Genomic DNA, 18,756 nt, shown 5'->3' on the forward strand with positions numbered 1-18,756 from the left:
CCCATAACCCCTCCTGTCGGGTTGTGTTGTGGGGCGCCAACTAAAACCCCCTGGCCTACAGTCCCCCCCCCCCCCCCCGGCCCGCGCCCCCCCCCCCCCCCCCGCCGGGGGGGGGGGGCCCCACGGCCTGTCTCCGGGGCGCTCCGTCCGGCCGTCCCGGGTCTCCGGCGGGCCGGCCCGCCCCGGTGTCCCGGCGGGCCGCCGTGCCGGGCCCCTCAGCGGGTCACGACGTGCCGCTCGTCGGGTACGCAGTGGGTCATCGTGAGGCCCTCCACGTCGCGGGGCGGGTTCTTGCCCAGGTGGGCGAGCCGGTCGCGGTCCTCCTCGGTCAGGTCCTGGCTCGCCAGGGGTTCGAGGTCGGCGACGTCCTCGGGGGTGATGCCGAGGCCTTCACCGATCCTCAGCCCCAGGTCGTTCTCGACCAGGAGGAAGTGCCACACCATGCGCTCCTGCACCGGCCGGTCGCACTGGGCGAGCGCCGCCGTGAGGTTCTTGACCAGGTCGTCGCGCTCCCACTGCTGCATCAGCAGGTAGCGCTGACCGGCCTGCTGGTAGTCGTTGGTGCGCGGGATGCGCTTGCGGGTCAGCCGGCCGCTGATCTCCGGGCCCTGCTCGTCGTGCGTGGGGTACCGGTCCTCCCGCAGTCCGCCGGTGATCGACGGTTCGTAGTTGACGGCCGGGTTCTCGCCGCCGCCGTCCACGTGGTACGTCATCTGCCCGTCGCGCTGGTTGGTGCGCACGTCGGCGTTCTTCGCGTGGTTCACGGGCAGCTGGAGGTAGTTCGGGCCGACGCGGTGGCGCTGCGTGTCGCTGTAGGAGAAGGTGCGGCCGACGAGCATCTTGTCGTCGGAGAAGTCCAGGCCGTCGACGAGGACTCCGGTGCCGAAGGAGATCTGCTCGTTCTCGGCGAAGAAGTTCTCCGGCATCCGGTCCAGCACCATCCTGCCGACCGGCTTGGGCGGGAACTCCTGCTCGGGCCAGGTCTTGGTGTCGTCGAGGGGGTCGAAGTCCAGCTCCGGGTGCTCGCCGTCCTCCATCATCTGCACGAGCAGCTCCCACTCGGGGTGCTCACCGCGCGCGACGCTCTCGTAGAGGTCCTTGGTGGCGTGGCCGAGGGAGTCGGCCTGCACGTTGGCGGCGTCCTCCTCGGTCATGCTGCGCACCCCGGCCTTGGGCATCCAGTGGTACTTGACCAGCATCGTGCGGCCCTCGCCGTCGACCCACTTGTAGGTGTTGACGCCGAAGCCCTGCATGTGGCGGTAGTCGGCGGGGATGCCGCGCGGGCTGAACAGGTTGACCAGCATGTGCATCGCCTCGGGGGTCTGCGACATGAAGTCGAAGATGCGGCGCGGCTGCTGCTCGAAGGTGACCGGGTCGGGCTTGAGGGCGTGGATGACGTCCGGGAACTTGATCGCGTCCCGGATGAAGAAGACGCCGAGGTTGTTGCCGACGAGGTCCCAGTTGCCGTCCTCGGTGTAGAACTTCACGGCGAAGCCGCGCGGGTCGCGGGCGGCCTCGGAGGAGTCGCGCCCGCCGATCACCGTGGAGAAACGGACCGCCAGGTCGGTGCGCTTGCCGCGCTCCTGGAACAGCTTGGCGCGGGTGTACCTGCCGATCGGTTCGTCCCCCCAGGTGCCGTACGCCTCGAAGTAGCCGTAGGCGGTGACGCCGCGGGCGTGGACGACGCGCTCGGGGATGCGTTCGCGGTCGAAGTGGCTGATCTTCTCGAGGAACTGGTAGTTCTCCAGGGTCGCGGGGCCGCGGGCGCCGACGGTGCGCTGGTTCTGGTTGTCGTGGACCGGGTGGCCCTGCCGGTTGGTGAGCACCTGCCGGTCGTCGCCGCGATCGGGCCCCTTGCTCGATACGTCGGTCATGTCCCTGCGCTCCTTCACGTCGGTTCCCCGCGGTCACGGGGCGCGGGGCTGGCGCGCAGCCACCGCCGGAATCTCGAACGGACGGCCCGGGTACCCGATGGGCCGGGACGAGTCACACGAGTCAGCTTGGGGCCGGGCACCGCGCGCTGCATCCGGACGGCGGGGGCGCCCGCCCGCGACGTCCGCCGGACCGCCGCCGGGCCGTTCACCTGGGACGAGCGGCATGTGTGCGGTGAGGATGCGCCCGGACGAGGTCGACGTGGACGCGGCACCGGTACGGCGGCTCGTCACCGCGCGGTTCCCGCGGTGGGCGTCGCTGCCGGTGGAGCGGCCGGCGTCGTCGGGGACGGAGAACGCGATGTTCCGGCCGGGTCCCGACAAGGTGGTGCGGCCGCCCCGGCGTCCGGGGGCGGTGGGGAGCGTGGCCCACGAGCGGCTCCGGCTGGAGCGGCCGGTACCGCGGCTGTCCGTCGCCGCGCCGGTGCCGCTGGAGCGGGGCCGCTGGAGCGGGGCCGCTCCCGGCGAGGGGTTCCCCCGGCCGTGGTCCGTCCACCGGTGGCCGGACGGCCGCAATCCCGTCGCGGGCGCCCTGGAGCGGCCCGAGGAGCCGGCCGCGGACCTGGGGGCGTTCGTCGCCGGGCTGCGCCGGGTCGACGCGCGGGGCGGGCCGCCCGGGCCCGCCCCCTCCCCGGGAGCGTCCGCCCGCCTACTCCCCCTCCCCCTCGTAGGCCTTCCGCAGGGCGGCGATGTCGAGCTTGCCCATGGCGAGCATGGCCTTGGTGGCGCGGGCGGCCTTCTCCTGGTCCGGGGAGGTGACCATCCGGATCAGTTCGGTGGGCACGACCTGCCAGGACACGCCGTACTTGTCCTTGAGCCAGCCGCAGGGGCCGGGCTCGCCGCCGCCCTCGATGAGCTTGTCCCAGTAGTGGTCGACCTCCTCCTGGTCGGCGCAGCCGATCTGGAACGAGATGGCCTCGTTGAACGTGAACTGCGGGCCGCCGTTCAGGGCGACGAACTTCTGGCCGTTGGCCGTGAACTCCACGGTGATCACGGAGCCGGCGGGGCCCGGACCGGCCTCGGTGTAGCGGGCGACGTCGCCGACGCTCGAGTTCTTGAAGATCGACGTGTAGTGGTGGGCCGCCTCCTCCGCCCGGCCGTCGAACCAGAGGCACGTGGTGAATCCGTCGGTGGTCATGGGTTCCTCCAGGAGTGCGGGGGCGCGTGAAGCGCGGTCATGAGTGTCGACCGGCGCGGCACCCGGAACTCATCGTCCGACGGCGCACCGGTTTCGGCCCGTCCGGCTCGCGACCGCCCGGTGCGGGCCCGTCCGGAGAACCGGCCGCGCCCGGGCCGTGGCGGGAGGCCCTCTGCCGTCGGCGAATCTGCCGAGGGCAGGGAGATCCGCCACGGGGGCGGTCTCGCGCCCAGAGTGGACGGTGCGGCGGTCGACACCGCCGCACTCCCCTTCCACAAGGAGCGCCCATGTCCCGACACCTCACCGGTGCCGCACCGGTCCTGCCGCCACGGGCCGAGGAGGGTGACACCCCTCCGAGCCGTTTCGACGACCGCCTCGCGGCCCACCTGCTCGACCAGCGCATCGTGTTGCTCGGCACCCAGGTCGACGAGGTGTCCGCGAACCGGGTCTGCGCGCAGTTGTTGATCCTGTCGGCGGAGGACCCGCACACCGACATCAGTCTGTACATCAACAGCCCCGGCGGCTCGGTCCACGCGGGCCTGGCCATCTACGACACGATGCGGCTCGTCCCGAACGACGTCTCGACGCTGGTGATGGGATTCGCCGCCAGTATGGGCCAGTTCCTGCTGAGCGTCGGCACGGCCGGCAAGCGGTACGCGCTGCCGAACGCGCGCGTGATGATGCACCAGCCGTCGGCCGGCATCGGCGGCACCACCGCGGACATCGAGATCCAGGCCGAGAACCTGGAGTTCACCAAGCGGACCATCGAGCGGATCACCGCCGAGCACACCGGTCAGAGCCCGGAGACCATCTCCCGCGACGGCGACCGCGACCGCTGGTTCACGGCCGAGGAGGCCAGGGAGTACGGCATCGTCGACCGGGTGGCGGAGTCGCTGGCCGACGTCCGCCCGGCCGCCTCGAAGCGACGGATGGGGCTCTGACATGGGGACGTACACGATTCCGAGCGTGGTGGAGCGCACCCCGCAGGGCGAGCGGTCCTACGACGTCTACAGCCGGCTGCTGGCCGAGCGGATCATCTTCCTCGGCACCGAGATCGACGACGGCGTCGCAGGCGTCGTCATCGCGCAACTGCTCCATCTGGAGGCGTCGGCGCCGGAGCGCGAGATCGCGATCTACATCAACTCCCCCGGCGGCTCGTTCACCTCGCTGATGGCCGTCTACGACACGATGACGTTCGTCCAGGCCCCCCTCGCGACGTTCTGCGTCGGCCAGGCGGCCTCCACCGCGGCCGTGCTGCTGGCGGGCGGGGACCCCGGGCGGCGGTTCGTGCTGGAGCACGCGCGGGTGCTGCTCGGCCAGCCGGCCAGTGGCGGGCGGCAGGGCACGGTGTCGGACCTGGCGCTCCAGGCCAAGGAGATGGTGCGCATCCGCGCCCAGGTCGAGGAGGTGCTGGCCCGGCACACGCACCACGACGTCGCGACCCTGCGCGCGGACATGGACCGCGACAAGGTGTTCACCGCGCGCGAGGCCGTGGCGTACGGCCTGGCCGACGAGGTGCTGAGCCGGCGCCCCGGGCGGGGGTGAGGCACCGGCCGGGGCGTGCCGTCAGGCGGCCAGGCAGAGTCCGTCGAGCGAGGACGTGGTCGTCGTACGGCCGCGCGAGGTCCGGGCGGTGAGCCGGACCAGCTCGCCCTGGGCGCGTGCCAGCAGGTCGCCGAGGCTCAGACCGAGCGCGCGGGCGGCGGCCGCGAGGACCTCCGAGGAGGCCTCCTTGCGGCCGCGCTCCACCTCCGACAGGTACGGCATGGAGATGCGGGCGGCGTCGGCGACGTCCCGCAGCGTGCGCTCCTGGGCCTGGCGTTCGCGGCGCAGGACGTCGCCGACGAGGTCGCGCCAGAGGGGCTCCCTGGGGGCGGGCGGCCGGTCGGCGGGGCGGGCGGTTCCCGGGCGCTCGGCCGAGGGGCGCAGCGGGATCACGCGGGCGTGGTTCGGCGCTTGGTTGCTCACCGTCCCAGCCTAGGAGGGGCGGCCGTCGGGGGGAGGGTCCCGGCGTTCCGCCCTCAGGGAAATCGCGGCCGTTTCCCGCGGAGGGGAGAAAAAACGAAACCGGCGCGTTTTGACGGGCATGCGTTCGACGACTCGGGGTATTCGCCCGGAGAATGGACTTGCCGCATCCGGTCCGCTCACGCACCGGATGCACCAGACGTCGAAACGTGACTTTCGTGGGAGAGGTAATGCACACCGCCGTGATCGGGTCGCAGGCACAGGTCGTCCAGGACACCGCCGGAGCCGGCACGGGTGGCGCGGCGCTGCCGGGAGTCGAGGACCCCCGGCACGTGGCCCCCCGCGACGCGCGTCAGCTGTCGCGTCAGTTCTTCCGGCGGCTGACGGAGCTGGAGGAGGGGACGCACGAGTACCAGTACGCGCGCAACACCCTCATCGAGATGAACATGTCGCTGGTGCGGTTCGCGGCCGGGCGGTTCCGGGGTCGCGGCGACGACATGGACGACGTGGTCCAGACCGGGATGATCGGGCTGATCAAGGCCATCGACCGGTTCGAGATCTCGCGCGAGGTCGAGTTCACCTCCTTCGCGCTGCCCTACATCGTGGGCGAGATCAAGCGCTTCTTCCGGGACACGACCTGGGCCGTGCACGTGCCCCGGCGGCTCCAGGAGCTGCGGGTGGAGCTGGCCAAGGCGCGCGACGAGCTCTCCAGCCGCCTCGACCGGGATCCGACCGTCGCCGAGCTGGCCACGCTGATGAACCTCTCGGAGTCCGAGGTGATCGAGGCGCAGATCGCCTCCAACGGCTACAACTCCTCCTCCCTGGACGCCGCCCTCACCGGTGACGGCACCGAGGGCGGCGAAGCGGTGCTGGCCGACTTCATCGGTGTGGAGGAGGAGGGGCTGCGGCTCGTCGAGGACTTCCACTCGCTGGCCCCGCTGATGGCGGAGCTCAGTGAGCGCGACCGGCAGATCATCCACCTGCGGTTCGTGGAGGAGGCCACCCAGGCGGAGATCGGGGAGCGGCTCGGCTGCTCGCAGATGCACGTCTCCCGCCTGATCAAGCGGATCATCGTGCGGCTGCGCGAGGGGATGCTGGGCGAGCTCGGCTGCGCCTGAGGGCCCGCCGCCGTGGGGCCGCCGGCCCCACGGCGTCAGCCGGTGGCGACCCCGAGGACGGCGCGCACCCGCTTGCCGACCGGGATGCGGTCGACGGTGACCTCGGTGGCGACGGCGTGCACGATCTCCAGGCCGTGGTGGCCGACGCGGCGGGGGTCCTTGGGGAACCGCAGGGGCAGCCGGTCGCTGCTGTCGTACACGGCGACCGTCACCGAGGTGTCCGTGCCCTCCAGCTCCAGGATGTAGGGGCCGTTGCTGTGCCGGTCGGCGTTGGTGACCAGCTCGCTGACGACCAGCATGACGTCGTCGCCGAAACGGTCGTCCATGCCCGCGCACCACTCGGTCCTGAGCTGGTCGACGAAGTGGGCGGCGAAGTCGCGGGCCTCGGCGATGGAGCCCGGTTCACCGGTGTAGTGCGCCGCGCGGCGGAGCGGCTCCACAGGTACGTCGAAACCGGTCGGTATCACTGCCCCGTCCAGGTGCTTGATCATGCTGTTCTCTCTCGGAGGCCGGCCTGGCCGGACGCTGCTGCACCAGTCCTCGTACCCCGAAGCGGGCCGTGCAGTCCCCCGGCTTCGGCCCGGCCGGCATGGGCTGCCTCATAGTACGGGTGAGGAGCTCGGGGGCTGTCCGTCCGAGGGGACCACGGAACGGGACGTGGTGTCGGTCGTCCCGGAGGACGCGGATTCACCGGTCCGCGGTTCACTCGACGGACCCGACGGACCCGACGGACCCGACGGACCCGACGGACCCGACGGACCCGACGGCCCCGAAGGACCCGAGGGCTCGGAGGGTTCCGGGGGCTCGGAGGGCTTCGGGGATTCCGGTGACGGGGGCGGCTCCTCGGACCCGGGGGGCGGCGAGGGGCTGGTGGAGTCCGGCGGCCCGGAATCGCGGGAGGTCGACGGCGACGTGGGCGCGGTGACGCCCGCGGACGGTTCGAGCGGCTTCGCCGGGGGCTCGGTGGGCCGGTCCTCGCCGCCGGTGTCGCCCCGCTGCCGGGCGAACCACCGGTCGGCGCCGGGGTCGTAGAGGACGAAGACGTCGATCACGGTCGTCGACGGGGTGACCACGACGACGTTCCCCGGGCGGTACGACGGCCAGGAGTCGCCGACGGGCTCGGGGGTGGTCCGCTGCGCGACGGGCGGGGTCAGCGGGTTGCCACAGGCGCAGCGCACGCGGGGCACGCCGCGGCCGTCGACGAGGACGGCGGTGCCGGCCTGCAGGACGGCCTGGTACGAGGTGGCGGCACCGTCGCGGTAGCCGTGGTTGGTGACGCGGGTGTCCATGCGCAGCTGCACGGGGGTGAGGGACCTCAGGTAGGCGGGGACCTCGGCCGGGGCGATGCCGGGGACGGACGCGAACGCCCGGTTCCGGTCGGGGGCCGCCCGCAGTTCCGTGACCTGCTTCTCCACGTCGCAGGCGGCCGCGTCCCGGGTGCCGCCGTACAGGCCGGAGGCGCCGCCGTCGACGCCCCGCACGGCGTTGGCGGGCGCGGAGGCGGTCGCCGGCGCCGTGGTGGCGAGCGAGGTCGGGCCGTCGGTGGCGGTGACGGTGGACTCGGTGAAGGGGTCCGGGCCGGTCCTGCCCGCCGCCTGGAGGAAGACCTCGCTCTCGCCGCCGGATCCGCCGCCCCCGCCGGAGCGGGTGGCGAGGACGATCGCGACGGCCGCCGCGACGACGAGGGCGGTGGTGAGCAGCGCGACACGGGAGGCGGACCGCCACCACGGCCGGTGCGGTCCCGGGCCGCCGCCGGGGGAGGTCGAGCCGCCCGAGGATCCGCCGGGCGGCGGGGCGGGCGGGCCGGGGGGCGGCTGCGAGGGGCCGGACAGCGGGCCGGAGGGCGGGCCGGAGGGGCGGCCGGAGGAGGGCGGTTCGACACTCACGAGCACTCCCGACGGGATCTCCCGCGACGCCGCTCCCATCACGCCGCGCGCCGCTCGTCCACAACGTCTTCATTGTGTGCCGCTGTCACACTTGCTCCGCAAGTGGACGCGGACGGCCCTCCCGGCGGGCGTGCGGGCCGGGCCCTGCCTAGCGTGGCGAGGGTGAGCCCGAACCTCTCCCCCGGCGGGGCGCCGTCCCGCCACGGCTGGGTGCCGGCGGTCGCCGTGGCGGTGGCCGCGCTGACCGCCATGGCGGTCACGGCCGCGCTGGGACTCTGGGCGGCGGGCGCCGCCGGTCTGCCCGGCGGGGCCTATCCGAGGGTGGTCGCGGCGACGGTCGTCACCGCGGTCGGGGGCTCGGTGGAACTCTCCGGCGACGCCGGGGGGATCGCCGGCACGCGGGCGGGCCTCACGGTGACCCCGCTGTCCGTGACGCTCGTCGGCGTCCTGGTGACCGCCGCCGGGTTCCTCCGGCCGCTGCGGCACCGGGCGGTCGCCTCGGCGGCCGAGCTCGCCGGCTGGGCGGCCCGGATCGCCGTGGTGTGGCTCCTCGGTCTGGCGGCCCTCGCCCTCGCCGCCCGCCGGACGTTCGCGGTGTCGCTGGGCGACGACACGCTGAACGACCTCGGCGAGGTGTTCGGGGTGACCCCGAGGGCCGGTTTCACCACCGATGTGCCGCTCACCCTGTGGTCCGGACTGCTGTGGCTGGCCGGCGTGCTGGCACTGGCGCTGCTGGTCTGCCGGGGGGCGCCGTTGCCGCCGCGGCTGCTGCGCCTGCAGGAGTCGGTGCGGCCGGCGGCGTACGCGATGGTCGTGCTGCTGCTCGCGTGCGTCGCGCTGGGGGTCGTCGTCGCGCTCGTGACCGCGGCGGTGCGCGGCCGGGCCGCGGAGATCCTCGCCGTGGTGCTGCTCGGCCTGCCCAACCTGGTGTGGCTCGCGTTCACCGTCGGGCTGGGCGCCACCTGGGAGGGCCGGGTGCAGGGGCCGTTCGGGCTGCCGATGCCGCACGTGCTGGACGAGGTGCTGCGCGGCGCGGACACCGCCGCGCTGAACCTGCGCACGCTCGGCGAGCAGGACGGCCGGGTGTGGTGGCTGATCGCCGTGGACGCGGTGCTGCTGTCGGCGGCGGCGTTCGTGATGGCGGCCCGCTCACCGGCCCGGACGCCCGCCTGGCGGCACGCGGTGCACATGGCGGTGGCCCTGGTGCCGACGGTGCTGGCGATCTGCCTGACCGGCCGGGTCTCCGCGCACTACGGCCTGACGCTGTTCGGCATCAGCGATCTGGGCGGCTCGGGCCTCACCGGGGACCTGTTCCTGCGCCCCGAGGTGTGGTCGGCGCTGGGCCTCGCCGCGCTGTGGGGGCTGGCCGCCGGCTTCCTCGGCGGTCTGTGGGCCCGCGGGAGGGCCGGCCGGGGAAGGGTGGGCGACGGCATCCGTTAGACGGCGTCAGGCACGGTCCTCCGGGGCGTCGAACACCGGGGCCGCCCACCGGGGCGCGGGCCGGGGGCGGTCCTGTCCCGCTGCCGCGGGTCCGCGGTCCGCCCGCGTCGGCGGGTGGTGCCGCTCCGCGTCGGACAGCAGTGCCGTCCTCAGGTCGGCGACGAACGCCAGGCAGGTGGGGTGGCGGGCGTCGGGGGTCTTGGCCAGTGCCCGCGCGAAGACCTCGTCGACGGCGGGCGGCAGGTCGGGTCGGACGGTGGTGAGCGGGGGCGGCTCGTCGTACTGGTGGGCCCACAGCAGGGCCATGTCGTCGTCGCGGCGGAACGGCGGGTGGCCCGCGAGGGTCTCGTGGACGACGCAGGCCAGGCCGTACACGTCGCAGCGGCCGTCGACCGGGCGGCCGGAGATCTGCTCGGGGGCGACGTAGTCGAGGGTGCCGACGAACTGGCCGACGGTGGTGAAGCCGGTGAGGGACAGCGACTTCTTCGTCAGGCCGAAGTCGGTGAGGTAGACGTGTTCGGGGTGGTCGCTGTCGGTGCCGCGGTCCACGAGGATGTTGCCGGGTTTGACGTCGCGGTGGACGAGTCCGTGCTCGTGGGCGGCGTCGAGGGCGGAGGCGACCTGGGCGGCGATCCGGGCGGCGGTGGCCGACTGGAGCGGTCCGCGGCCGTCGAGGAGGTGGCGCAGGTCGCCGCCGGCGACGTACCGCATGGCGATGTAGAGGAGTCCGTCGGTCTCGCCGGCCTCGAAGACCGGCACGATGTGCGGGTGGTCGATCGCGGCGGCGACCCGGGACTCGTGGGTGAAACGCTTGCGGAAGGTGTCGTTGCGGGCCAGTTCGGGGGCGAGCAGTTTGAGCGCGACGGTCCGCTCCAGGCGCAGGTCGCGGGCGCGGTAGACGACGGCCATGCCACCGCGTCCGATCTCCCGCTCGATGCGGTAGCCCGCCACCTGGTGGCCGGCCAGGTCGGCGGGCCGGCCGGAGAAGACGCTCGTCGTCTCGCGGGTCATCGGCGTTCACCGTCGGGCGTCACGACCCGGGTCGGGGCGTGCCCGACGTCGGGGTCGGCGTCCGGGCCGCCGCGCGGACCGGCGTCCCGGTCGCCGTCGCGGTCGCTGTCCCGGTCGCCGTCGCGGCCGTCGTCCCGGGCCGCGGCGGGCGGGTCGTCGGCCGCGTAGGTGCTCAGCCGGCTGCCGTCGCCGTAGACCCAGCGGAACCGGGCGGGGTCGTAGAGCCATACGGACTCGCCGTCGACGACCACGCCGATCCGCAGTCCCCGGGTGCGGCGGTGGAAGGTCTCGCCGTCGAGGCCGCCGCCGGCGAGGTCCTCGACGGCGGCGCGGTAGCGGGCGAGGGCCTGTTCGGTGCGGCCGAGCAGGGGGCGCGGGTCGGCGGTGCCGGCGAGGGGGGCGTCCGGCAGGGGCGGGTCCTGGGGCACGGCGACGAGGTGGCGGCCGTCCACCCAGGCCGACCAGCCGTTGGAGCACAGCACCTGTGCCCAGTCGCCGCGCCGCTCGACGAGCCGGACGGGCAGCAGCGGGTCGAGGGGGACGGTGGGCCGGGCCGGGTCGGGGGTCTCCCAGGCGGGCATGCCCCGCTGGGGGACGACGTGCGTGGGCCGGAAGCCGGGGGACGTCATCGCGGACCTACTTCCGCATCACGGCGGGTTCGTGCCGGCGCAGCAGCCGGGAGACGGCGAGTCCGAGGACCGCCGAGAGCACGACGAGCATGCCCACGTCGAGCAGCCACACCCCCGCCGAGTGCGCGAACAGCGGGTCGCCGGTGAGGTCGCCGGGCACGGTCCGGGCGAGGTCGAGGGTGCCGGCCATGGCGGCGAACGCCCAGCGGGAGGGGATGAGCCAGGCGAGCTGTTCGAGGCCCGGCACGCCGTCCAGCGTCAGCAGGGCGCCGCAGAAGACGACCTGGACGATGGCGAGGAGCACCAGCAGCGGCATGGTGACCTCTTCCTTGCGCACCAGGGCGGAGACCACCAGGCCGAGCATCATCGCGGTGAAGGCGAGCAGCGCGACCGCGACGGTGATCTCGATCAGCGGGGGCATCAGGACGCCCTTCCCGCCGGGGGCGTCGAGGTCGACGCCGAGCAGGGCGACGAGCGTGAGCACGACCGCCTGCACGACGGTGACCGCGCCCAGCACGACGACCTTCGACATCAGGTACGCCGATCTGGACAGGCCGACGGCACGTTCGCGCTGGTAGATCACGCGTTCCTTGACGAGTTCGCGTACGGCGTTGGCGGCGCCGGTGAGGACGCCGCCGACGCACAGGATCAGCAGCGCGTTCATCGCGGTGTCCCGGGTGAGCCGGTCGCCGGCCAGGGCGCGGGCCATGGCCCCCATCACGAACGGCAGGGCGATCATGATGACGAGGAAGGTGCGGTCGGCGCTCAGCGCGGCCGTGTAGCGGCGGACGAGGGTGCCGAGCTGGGCGCCGCGGCTGCGCGGGCGGGGCGGCGCCGGTACGACGACGGCGTCGGAGTCGGAGTGGGGCAGCAGCGGCTGGGCGCTGGAGTCGACGACGTACCGGCGGTGGAGGGGGGATGCGGCGTACTCCCCGGCCCAGTCGCGGTCCCGGTCCCGTTCGAAGGCCTCGAAGGCCTCGGGCCAGTCGGCGAACCCGAAGAAGGCGAGGGCGTCGTCCGGGGGGCCGTAGTAGGCGATCCGGCCGCCGGGCGCGAGGACGAGGAGACGGTCGCAGACGTCGAGGCTGAGGACGCTGTGCGTGACGACGACGACCGTGCGGCCGTCGTCGGCGAGGCCGCGCAGCATGTGCATCACCGAGCGGTCCATGCCGGGGTCGAGTCCGGAGGTCGGCTCGTCGAGGAAGAGCAGGGACGGTTTGGTCAGCAGTTCCAGGGCGACGCTGACGCGTTTGCGCTGGCCGCCGGAGAGGCTGTGCACGCTCTGGTCGGCACGCTGTTCGAGACCCAGTTCGCGGATGACCTCCTCGACGCGCGCCCGGCGTTCGGCCCGGGCGGTGTCCTGGGGGAAGCGCAGTTCGGCGGCGTAGGTCAGCGCGGCGCGGACGGTGAGCTGGGCGTGCAGGATGTCGTCCTGCGGGACCAGGCCGACGCGCTGGCGCAGTTCGGCGTAGTCGCGGTAGAGGTCGCGGCCGTCGTAGACGACGGTGCCGTGGTCGGCGGGCCGCTGTCCGGTGAGGGCGCCGAGCAGGGTGGACTTGCCGGCGCCGCTGGGTCCGACGACCGCCAGGAGGCACTTCTCCCCCACCGGGAAGGACACGTGGTCGAGGAGGACCTTGCGGCCGCGGTCGACGGCGACGGTGAGGTCCTGCACGTCCAGGGAGACCTCGCCGGTGTCGACGTACTCCCGGAGTTCGTCGCCGATCAGGCAGAAGGCCGAGTGGCCGATGCCGACGACGTCCCCGGTCCCGAGGGGGGCGGCCGTGACGGGCAGGCCGTTGAGGTAGGTGCCGTTGTGGCTGCCGAGGTCGGCGATCTCGTAGGCGCCGTCGGGCAGGGCGCGCAGTTCGGCGTGGTGGCGGGAGACGACGAGGTCGTCGAGGACGAGGTCGTTGTCGGGGGCGCGGCCGATGCGGACGGTGCGGGCGGGCAGCGGGCGGACGGTGGTGGGCCGGCGGAACGTCCCCGTCACGGCGGGGTCGGCCACCGCGGAGAGGCGGGGCGCAGCGGGCGGCGGGCGGCCGGTCAGGACGGCGCACGGGCCGTCGTGCGGGCTGCCGAAGCGGATGACGCTGCCGGGGCCGACGCTCCGCTCCCGCACCCGGCGGCCGTCGGCGTAGGTGCCGTTGGTGCTGTGCTCGTCCGCGAGGGTCCAGTGGTCGCCGTCCGGCCGCAGGACCGCGTGGTGCCAGGAGACGCGGGCGTCGTCGAGGACGATCTCGCTGAGCGGGTCGCGGCCGACGCGGTACTCGTGCCCCGGGGTCATCACCGTGACGCCCGTCTCGGTCTCCAGCACGAGTTCGGGCGCGGTGGACGTGATCGGCGACTCCGCCATGCCGGAATTCTATCGATTCGCACCCTTGTGTGCCGGGCGGGAACGCGGACGGGGAGGCGGGCGGGAGGTCCGGCCCCGGGCCGCGGTGGGAGTTCCGGCCCCCGGGCCGCGGGCCGCGGCGACGGACGCCGGTCAGCCGACCGGCATCACCAGCGGCGGCGCGGTCCGCTGCATGCGCAGGGCGTCGACGGACTCGGCGAGCAGTTCGTACTCGGTGGTCTCGTCGCTGGCGGCGATCCGCACCAGCCGCCCGGCCGCCAGTTCGTCGGCGACCAGTTCCTGCCGGCCGACATCGGCGCACCAGGTCCTCAGCAGGCGGGGGACGTCCGGCACGGTGTCGGAGACCGGGACGAGGGCGTTGGGCGGGATGCCCGTGCTCTCCGGCTGCGGATCGAGCCGCTCGGCGATCCAGGAGGCGCGGTCCCGCAGCCACCACAGGGCGAGCGCCAGCGTCGGGGCCCGGTAGGTGCCGAGCGGGACGCCGATGCGGCGCCCGTCGCACACTCCGTACGCGGTGACATGGCACAGGAATTCGTCGTGCACGTCCTTCTCCCCGTCGCTCGCTGCCGGTGCGGGCCTCGCTTTCCGTGCGGCTCCTGCGGGGTGAACTGCCCCTTACGTTTGAGTATGTTGACTACTGAAACACTGTCACCATGCTTTTTTGGCCAGTCTCCTGGCATATTCCCCGCCGTTCATGGCCGAAATGCTGCGGGCCCTGCCCGGCCCCGCCATTACCCGCGGGGTAATCGACCGGGCGGGCGGGCGCGGGCAAGGTGGTCACACCGGATCGGCGAAGCCGGAATCCGGGTCCTGACCAGGATCGACGACCCATTGGGGCTGATTTCCCATGTCCACGCAGACCGATCGCTACCAGAACGCCGTCGCCCGCTACTTCGAGGCCTGGAACGCCCACGAGGCCGGAACGCGGGCCAAGGCCGTGGCCGACGCCTGGGCGCCGCGGGGCAGCTACACCGACCCCCTCGCCGACGTACGCGGCCACGAGGCGATCACGGCCGTCGTCACGGCGGCACGGGAGCAGTTCCCCGGTTTCTCCTTCCGGCTCACCGGCACCGTCGACGGCCATCACGACACGGCCCGCTTCTCCTGGGAGCTGGTGAGCGAGACGGACGGGTCGGCGCCGGTGGCCGGCTCCGACGTGCTCACGCTGGACGCCGACGACCGTATCGTCGCCGTCCTCGGATTCCTCGACCGGGTGCCCGCCGGGGCGTGACCGGTGAATTCCTCCGTTCGCGGCGGCCCGCCCGGGGAAAGGTCACGGCGGGCCGCCCGGGGAAAGGCGGTGATCGCCCGAAAGGCGGTGACCGCCTCGGACGGAGGGCGCCGTGCGCGGAGGATGCCGCGCACGGCGCCGGAAAAGCGGAAGCGGAATTCACCGCCGTACCGCACGAGATCTTCGATCGGTTCCGCGCGAGAGCCACGAGGTCTTCGAGGTCTTCCAACCCTTCGAAAGGAGACGGTCGATTCCGTCACCGCGCGGCCGGCGGAACCGCTCAGCCGTTGATCACCGCGTCGATGCGGGCCAGTTCGTCCGCCTCGAACTCCAGGTTGTCCAGGGCGCCGACGCTGTCCTCGATCTGCCGGGCACTGCTCGCGCCGACCAGCGCGGAGGTGACCCGGCCGCCGCGCAGCACCCAGGCCAGGGCGAGCTGGGCCAGCGACTGGCCGCGGGACTTGGCGATGTCGTCGAGGGCGCGGAGCTTGCCCACCAGTTCACCGGTGAGGGCGTCGGAGCTCAGGAAGGGGCTGTCGCTCGCGGCCCGCGAGTCCTCCGGGATGCCGTCGAGGTAGCGGGCGGTGAGTACGCCCTGTTCCAGCGGGGAGAAGACGATGGAGCCGACCTGGAGCTCGTCCAGCGCGTCCAGCAGGCCCTCGCTCTCGGGGCGCCGGTCGAGCATCGAGTAGCGCGGCTGGTGGATGAGCAGCGGGGTGCCCAGCTCGCCCAGGATGCGGGCGGCCTCGCGGGTCTGCTCGGCCGAGTAGTTGGAGACGCCGACGTACAGCGCCTTGCCCTGCTGGACCGCGGAGTGCAGGGCGCCCATCGTCTCCTCCAGCGGAGTCTCCGGGTCGGGGCGGTGCGAGTAGAAGATGTCGACGTGGTCCAGGCCCATCCGCTGCAGGCTCCGGTCCAGCGAGGACAGCACGTACTTGCGCGAGCCCCACTCGCCGTAGGGGCCCGGCCACATCAGATAGCCGGCCTTGGTGGAGATCACCAGTTCGTCGCGGTACGGCGCGAAGTCGGCCTTCAGGAACTCGCCCAGCGCGGACTCCGCGGCGCCGGGCGGCGGGCCGTAGTTGTTCGCCAGGTCGAAGTGGGTGATGCCGAGGTCGAAGGCGCGGCGCAGGATGGCCCGCTGGGTCTCCACGGGACGGTCGGGTCCGAAGTTGTGCCACAGTCCGAGCGACAGCGCGGGGAGCTTCAGGCCACTGCGTCCGGTGCGCCGGTAGGGCATGTGCGCGTAGCGGTCGGGGTGTGCGGTGTACAACGCGACTCCAGGAGGGGTTGGCTCGGAGGAACGGTCCCGGCCGCGGTGGATCGGGCCCGGGACCGTCCCCCACTCTCGCCCGCCCGCGAGCAGTGGTCCAACAGAAGAATCCGATGGAATTCAGCGGATAGGCTTCTCAATCATGGAACTGCGCCATCTCCAGCACTTCGTCGCGGTCGCCGAGGACCAGCACTTCACCCGGGCCGCCGAACGCCTGATGGTCTCCCAGTCGGGGCTGTCGGCCTCCATCCGGGCGCTCGAGCGGGAGCTGCGGGCGCCCCTGTTCGTCCGCACGACCCGCCGGGTGACCCTGACCGAGGCGGGCCGCGCGCTGCTGGCGGAGGCGGAACGGATCCTGGTGCAGGTGCGCGCCGCGCACGAGGCGGTGGCGGCCGTGCAGGGCGTGGTGCGCGGCACCCTCTCGGTGGGCACCGAGCAGTGCATCGCCGGGGTGCACGTGGCGGGGCTGCTGGCCGCGTTCCGGCGGCGCCACCCGGACGTGGAGATCCGGCTCCGGCAGTCCGGCTCGGGCGCGCTCGCCGAGGAGGTGGCCGCCGGGCGGCTGGACCTGGCCTTCGCCTACCGCACCCAGGAGGACGGCGAGCAGCTGCGTTCCGCCCCGCTCACCGGTGAGCCGATGTACGTGCTGTGCCACCCCGACCACCGGCTCACCGGCGCCGCGGCCGCGCCGACCCCGGCCGACGTCGCCGACGAGGTGTTCGTCGACTTCCACCCCGACTGGGGTCCGCGCCGCGCCACCGACGCGGCCTTCGCGGCGGCCGGGATCCGCCGGACGGTCGCGCTGGAGGTCAACGACGTGCACAGCCTGCTGGACCTGGTGGACGAGAACCTCGGCATCGCCGTCGTGCCGCGCCACTTCCGGCACAAGCGGGAGGCCCTCACCGCGCTGCCCCTGAAGGGGACGGGCGAGGTGGTGTACGAGACGGTCGCCCTGCTGCCGCCCGCGCGGGCGACCAGCCCGGCCGCCCGCGCGCTGATGGCCCTGCTGGAGACGGAGCGCGACGGATAAGGTCCCGGGTCCGGTCCGGTCCGCTCCGGGCGGGCGGCACCGGATCGGCCCGGGCGGGCGGCACCGGGGCGGCGGGTGCGCGATGGTGGACGTATGCATGCCAAGGACATCCTCATCGACGGCTACGGCCGCGTCCGGGAAGAGGTCCACGCCGCCGTCGAGGGCCTCGGCCCGGACGACCTCGCCGTCCGGCCGGCCGCCGGGACGAACCCGGTCGCCTGGCTGGTCTGGCACCTCGCCCGCGTCCAGGACGACCACGTGGCCGACGCCTTCGGCCTGGACCAGGTGTGGCTCTCGCAGGACTGGGAGAAACGGTTCGGCCTGCGTCTGCCGCGCCGGGACACCGGGTACGGGCACAGCGCGGCGCAGGTCGCCGAGGTGCGGGTCGCCGACGGTGGCCTGCTGACCGGGTACTACGACGCCGTCCACGCGCAGACCCTGCGGGCGCTGCGCGGGGTGACCGCGGCGGACCTGGAACGCGTCGTGGACGAGCGCTGGGACCCGCCGGTCACGCTCGGCGTACGCCTGGTCAGCGTCCTGTCCGACGATCTCCAGCACGTCGGACAGGCCGCCTATGTGCGCGGGCTGCTTCAGAGCGCGGCCGCGTAGCCCGGCAGGACGACGTCCTCGATGAGGGCCTTGCGCTCGTCGAACGGGACGAAGGCGCTCTTGAGGGCGTTCACGGTGACGGTGCGCAGGTCCTCGACCGTCCAGCCCGCCTCCTCGACCAGCAGCGACATCTCGCGCGTCATCGTCGTCCCCGAGACCAGCCGGTTGTCGGTGTTGAGGGTGACGCGGAAGCCGAGGTCCTTCAGCGCGGTGATCGGGTGCTCGGCGATGGAGGTGGCGGCGCCGGTCTGGAGGTTGGAGGTCGGGCACATCTCCAGCGCGACACGGCGGTCCCTCACCCAGCCGGCCAGACGGCCGAGCTTGCCGTCGACGATGTCCTCGGTGATGCGCACGCCGTGGCCGATGCGCTGGGCGCCGCAGACCTGGAGGGCCTGGTGGATGCTGGGCAGGCCGTGCGCCTCGCCGGCGTGGATGGTGAAGGGGACGTTCTCGCGGCGCAGGTGCGCGAAGGCGTCCAGGTGGTCGGCGGGCGGGAAGCCGTCCTCGGCGCCGGCGATGTCGAAGCCGACGACGCCGGCGTCCCGGAAGGCGACCGCGAGGTCGGCGGTGGCGCGGGTCCGGTCGAACATCCGCATGCCGCACAGCAGGGTGCCGACGCGGACCGGGGTGCCGGCGGCGGCCGCCTTGGCCATGCCGGCCGCGAGGCCTTCCTGGACGGCCTCGACGACCTCGGCCAGGGTCAGACCACCGGCGAGCATCAGTTCGGGGGCGTAGCGCACCTCGGCGTAGACGACGCCGTCCTCGGCCAGGTCCAGGACGTACTCCTCCGCCGTGCGCAGCAGGCCCTCGCGGGTCTGCATGACGGCGAGGGTGTGCTCGAAGGTCGCTATGTACCGGACCAGGTCACCGGAGTCGGCGGCCTCGACGTACCAGGCGGCCAGCTCCTGCGGGTCCGTGGTCGGCAGGGCGTGGCCGACCTCGGCCGCCAGCTCGACGACGGTGGCGGGGCGCAGACCGCCGTCGAGGTGGTCGTGCAGCACGGCCTTGGGGAGCCGGCGGAGGGTGGCGGAGTCTACGCGCGTAGCAGTCATGGTGGATCTTTCCTCGGGCGGAGCTGGGGACGGTGGTGCGGGGTTCCGGGCGCGGGGCGCGCGCGGGGCGGGGCGGGGGCGAGAAGGAAA

Annotated in this window: 18 protein-coding genes; 7 read left to right on the plus strand and 11 right to left on the minus strand. The window is 73.5% G+C overall.

Features of this window, described 5'->3' with window-relative positions; translation table 11 throughout:
• Positions 1-215: 215 nt before the first annotated feature.
• Positions 216-1,874, minus strand: coding sequence for a catalase (locus ACZ5FU_RS32960; RefSeq protein WP_451530873.1), 1,659 nt, complete (start codon positions 1,872-1,874; stop codon positions 216-218).
• A 706-nt stretch (positions 1,875-2,580) separates the two neighbouring features.
• Complete coding sequence (locus ACZ5FU_RS32965) at positions 2,581-3,069, minus strand: VOC family protein (RefSeq protein WP_451530874.1); 489 nt, start codon at positions 3,067-3,069, stop codon at positions 2,581-2,583.
• Positions 3,070-3,356: 287 nt separating this feature from the next.
• Between ACZ5FU_RS32965 and ACZ5FU_RS32970 the strand changes: the two genes are divergently transcribed.
• Positions 3,357-4,010: an ATP-dependent Clp protease proteolytic subunit gene (locus ACZ5FU_RS32970; RefSeq protein ID WP_451781917.1), complete on the plus strand. Its 654-nt coding sequence runs from the start codon at positions 3,357-3,359 to the stop codon at positions 4,008-4,010.
• Position 4,011: 1 nt separating this feature from the next.
• A complete protein-coding gene (locus ACZ5FU_RS32975; protein WP_451530876.1) occupies positions 4,012-4,614 on the plus strand; it encodes a ClpP family protease in 603 nt (200 codons plus the stop codon).
• A gap of 21 nt (positions 4,615-4,635) precedes the next feature.
• Here the strand turns inward: ACZ5FU_RS32975 and ACZ5FU_RS32980 are convergent, their stop codons facing one another.
• Positions 4,636-5,037, minus strand: coding sequence for a helix-turn-helix domain-containing protein (locus ACZ5FU_RS32980; RefSeq protein ID WP_451530877.1), 402 nt, complete (start codon positions 5,035-5,037; stop codon positions 4,636-4,638).
• A 227-nt stretch (positions 5,038-5,264) separates the two neighbouring features.
• On the opposite strand from ACZ5FU_RS32980, the gene ACZ5FU_RS32985 reads away from it, so the two are divergent.
• Positions 5,265-6,152, plus strand: a complete 888-nt coding sequence (locus tag ACZ5FU_RS32985) for an RNA polymerase sigma factor SigF (protein ID WP_451530904.1) — start codon at positions 5,265-5,267, stop codon at positions 6,150-6,152.
• Positions 6,153-6,187: 35 nt separating this feature from the next.
• Here the strand turns inward: ACZ5FU_RS32985 and ACZ5FU_RS32990 are convergent, their stop codons facing one another.
• Both ACZ5FU_RS32990 and ACZ5FU_RS32995 read right to left on the minus strand, forming a co-directional pair.
• Entirely contained in the window at positions 6,188-6,643 is a 456-nt protein-coding gene (locus tag ACZ5FU_RS32990) for an ATP-binding protein (RefSeq protein WP_451530878.1), read from the minus strand.
• A 108-nt stretch (positions 6,644-6,751) separates the two neighbouring features.
• Complete coding sequence (locus ACZ5FU_RS32995; RefSeq protein WP_469047666.1) at positions 6,752-8,038, minus strand: DUF6777 domain-containing protein; 1,287 nt, start codon at positions 8,036-8,038, stop codon at positions 6,752-6,754.
• A 162-nt stretch (positions 8,039-8,200) separates the two neighbouring features.
• Here ACZ5FU_RS32995 and ACZ5FU_RS33000 point away from each other — a divergent pair, with 162 nt between their 5' ends.
• On the plus strand, positions 8,201-9,478 hold the full coding sequence (locus ACZ5FU_RS33000; protein WP_451781923.1) for a streptophobe family protein: 1,278 nt from the start codon (positions 8,201-8,203) through the stop codon (positions 9,476-9,478).
• Positions 9,479-9,484: 6 nt separating this feature from the next.
• Here the strand turns inward: ACZ5FU_RS33000 and ACZ5FU_RS33005 are convergent, their stop codons facing one another.
• The 4 genes from ACZ5FU_RS33005 to ACZ5FU_RS33020 all read right to left on the minus strand — a co-directional run bounded on the left by ACZ5FU_RS33005 (position 9,485) and on the right by ACZ5FU_RS33020 (position 14,014).
• Positions 9,485-10,489 carry a serine/threonine-protein kinase gene (locus ACZ5FU_RS33005; RefSeq protein ID WP_469047668.1) on the minus strand — a complete coding sequence of 335 codons (1,005 nt, stop codon included), beginning with the start codon at positions 10,487-10,489 and terminating at the stop codon, positions 9,485-9,487.
• Positions 10,486-11,118, minus strand: a complete 633-nt coding sequence (locus ACZ5FU_RS33010) for an SH3 domain-containing protein (RefSeq protein ID WP_451781927.1) — start codon at positions 11,116-11,118, stop codon at positions 10,486-10,488. The genes ACZ5FU_RS33005 and ACZ5FU_RS33010 overlap by 4 nt, the downstream gene beginning before the upstream one ends.
• Before the next feature lie 7 nt (positions 11,119-11,125).
• Entirely contained in the window at positions 11,126-13,471 is a 2,346-nt protein-coding gene (locus tag ACZ5FU_RS33015) for an ABC transporter ATP-binding protein/permease (RefSeq protein ID WP_469047670.1), read from the minus strand.
• A 132-nt stretch (positions 13,472-13,603) separates the two neighbouring features.
• On the minus strand, positions 13,604-14,014 hold the full coding sequence (locus ACZ5FU_RS33020; RefSeq protein ID WP_451530884.1) for a hypothetical protein: 411 nt from the start codon (positions 14,012-14,014) through the stop codon (positions 13,604-13,606).
• 304 nt (positions 14,015-14,318) lie between these two features.
• On the opposite strand from ACZ5FU_RS33020, the gene ACZ5FU_RS33025 reads away from it, so the two are divergent.
• A complete protein-coding gene (locus ACZ5FU_RS33025; RefSeq protein ID WP_451781930.1) occupies positions 14,319-14,702 on the plus strand; it encodes a nuclear transport factor 2 family protein in 384 nt (127 codons plus the stop codon).
• Between the two features lie 280 nt (positions 14,703-14,982).
• Here the strand turns inward: ACZ5FU_RS33025 and mgrA are convergent, their stop codons facing one another.
• Positions 14,983-15,975 carry an L-glyceraldehyde 3-phosphate reductase gene (gene mgrA / locus ACZ5FU_RS33030; protein WP_451530886.1) on the minus strand — a complete coding sequence of 331 codons (993 nt, stop codon included), beginning with the start codon at positions 15,973-15,975 and terminating at the stop codon, positions 14,983-14,985.
• Positions 15,976-16,117: 142 nt separating this feature from the next.
• Between mgrA and ACZ5FU_RS33035 the strand changes: the two genes are divergently transcribed.
• Both ACZ5FU_RS33035 and ACZ5FU_RS33040 read left to right on the plus strand, forming a co-directional pair.
• Positions 16,118-17,005 (plus strand): LysR family transcriptional regulator, encoded by an 888-nt coding sequence (locus ACZ5FU_RS33035; RefSeq protein WP_451530887.1) that lies wholly within the window; start codon positions 16,118-16,120, stop codon positions 17,003-17,005.
• A gap of 93 nt (positions 17,006-17,098) precedes the next feature.
• Positions 17,099-17,614 carry a mycothiol transferase gene (locus tag ACZ5FU_RS33040; RefSeq protein WP_451530888.1) on the plus strand — a complete coding sequence of 172 codons (516 nt, stop codon included), beginning with the start codon at positions 17,099-17,101 and terminating at the stop codon, positions 17,612-17,614.
• Here ACZ5FU_RS33040 and ACZ5FU_RS33045 read toward each other — a convergent pair.
• Complete coding sequence (locus ACZ5FU_RS33045) at positions 17,596-18,666, minus strand: adenosine deaminase (RefSeq protein ID WP_451530889.1); 1,071 nt, start codon at positions 18,664-18,666, stop codon at positions 17,596-17,598. The two genes, ACZ5FU_RS33040 and ACZ5FU_RS33045, sit on opposite strands and share 19 nt — an antisense overlap.
• Positions 18,667-18,756 lie beyond the last annotated feature (90 nt).

It is taken from the genome of Streptomyces sp. NPDC031554, assembly GCF_055580685.1.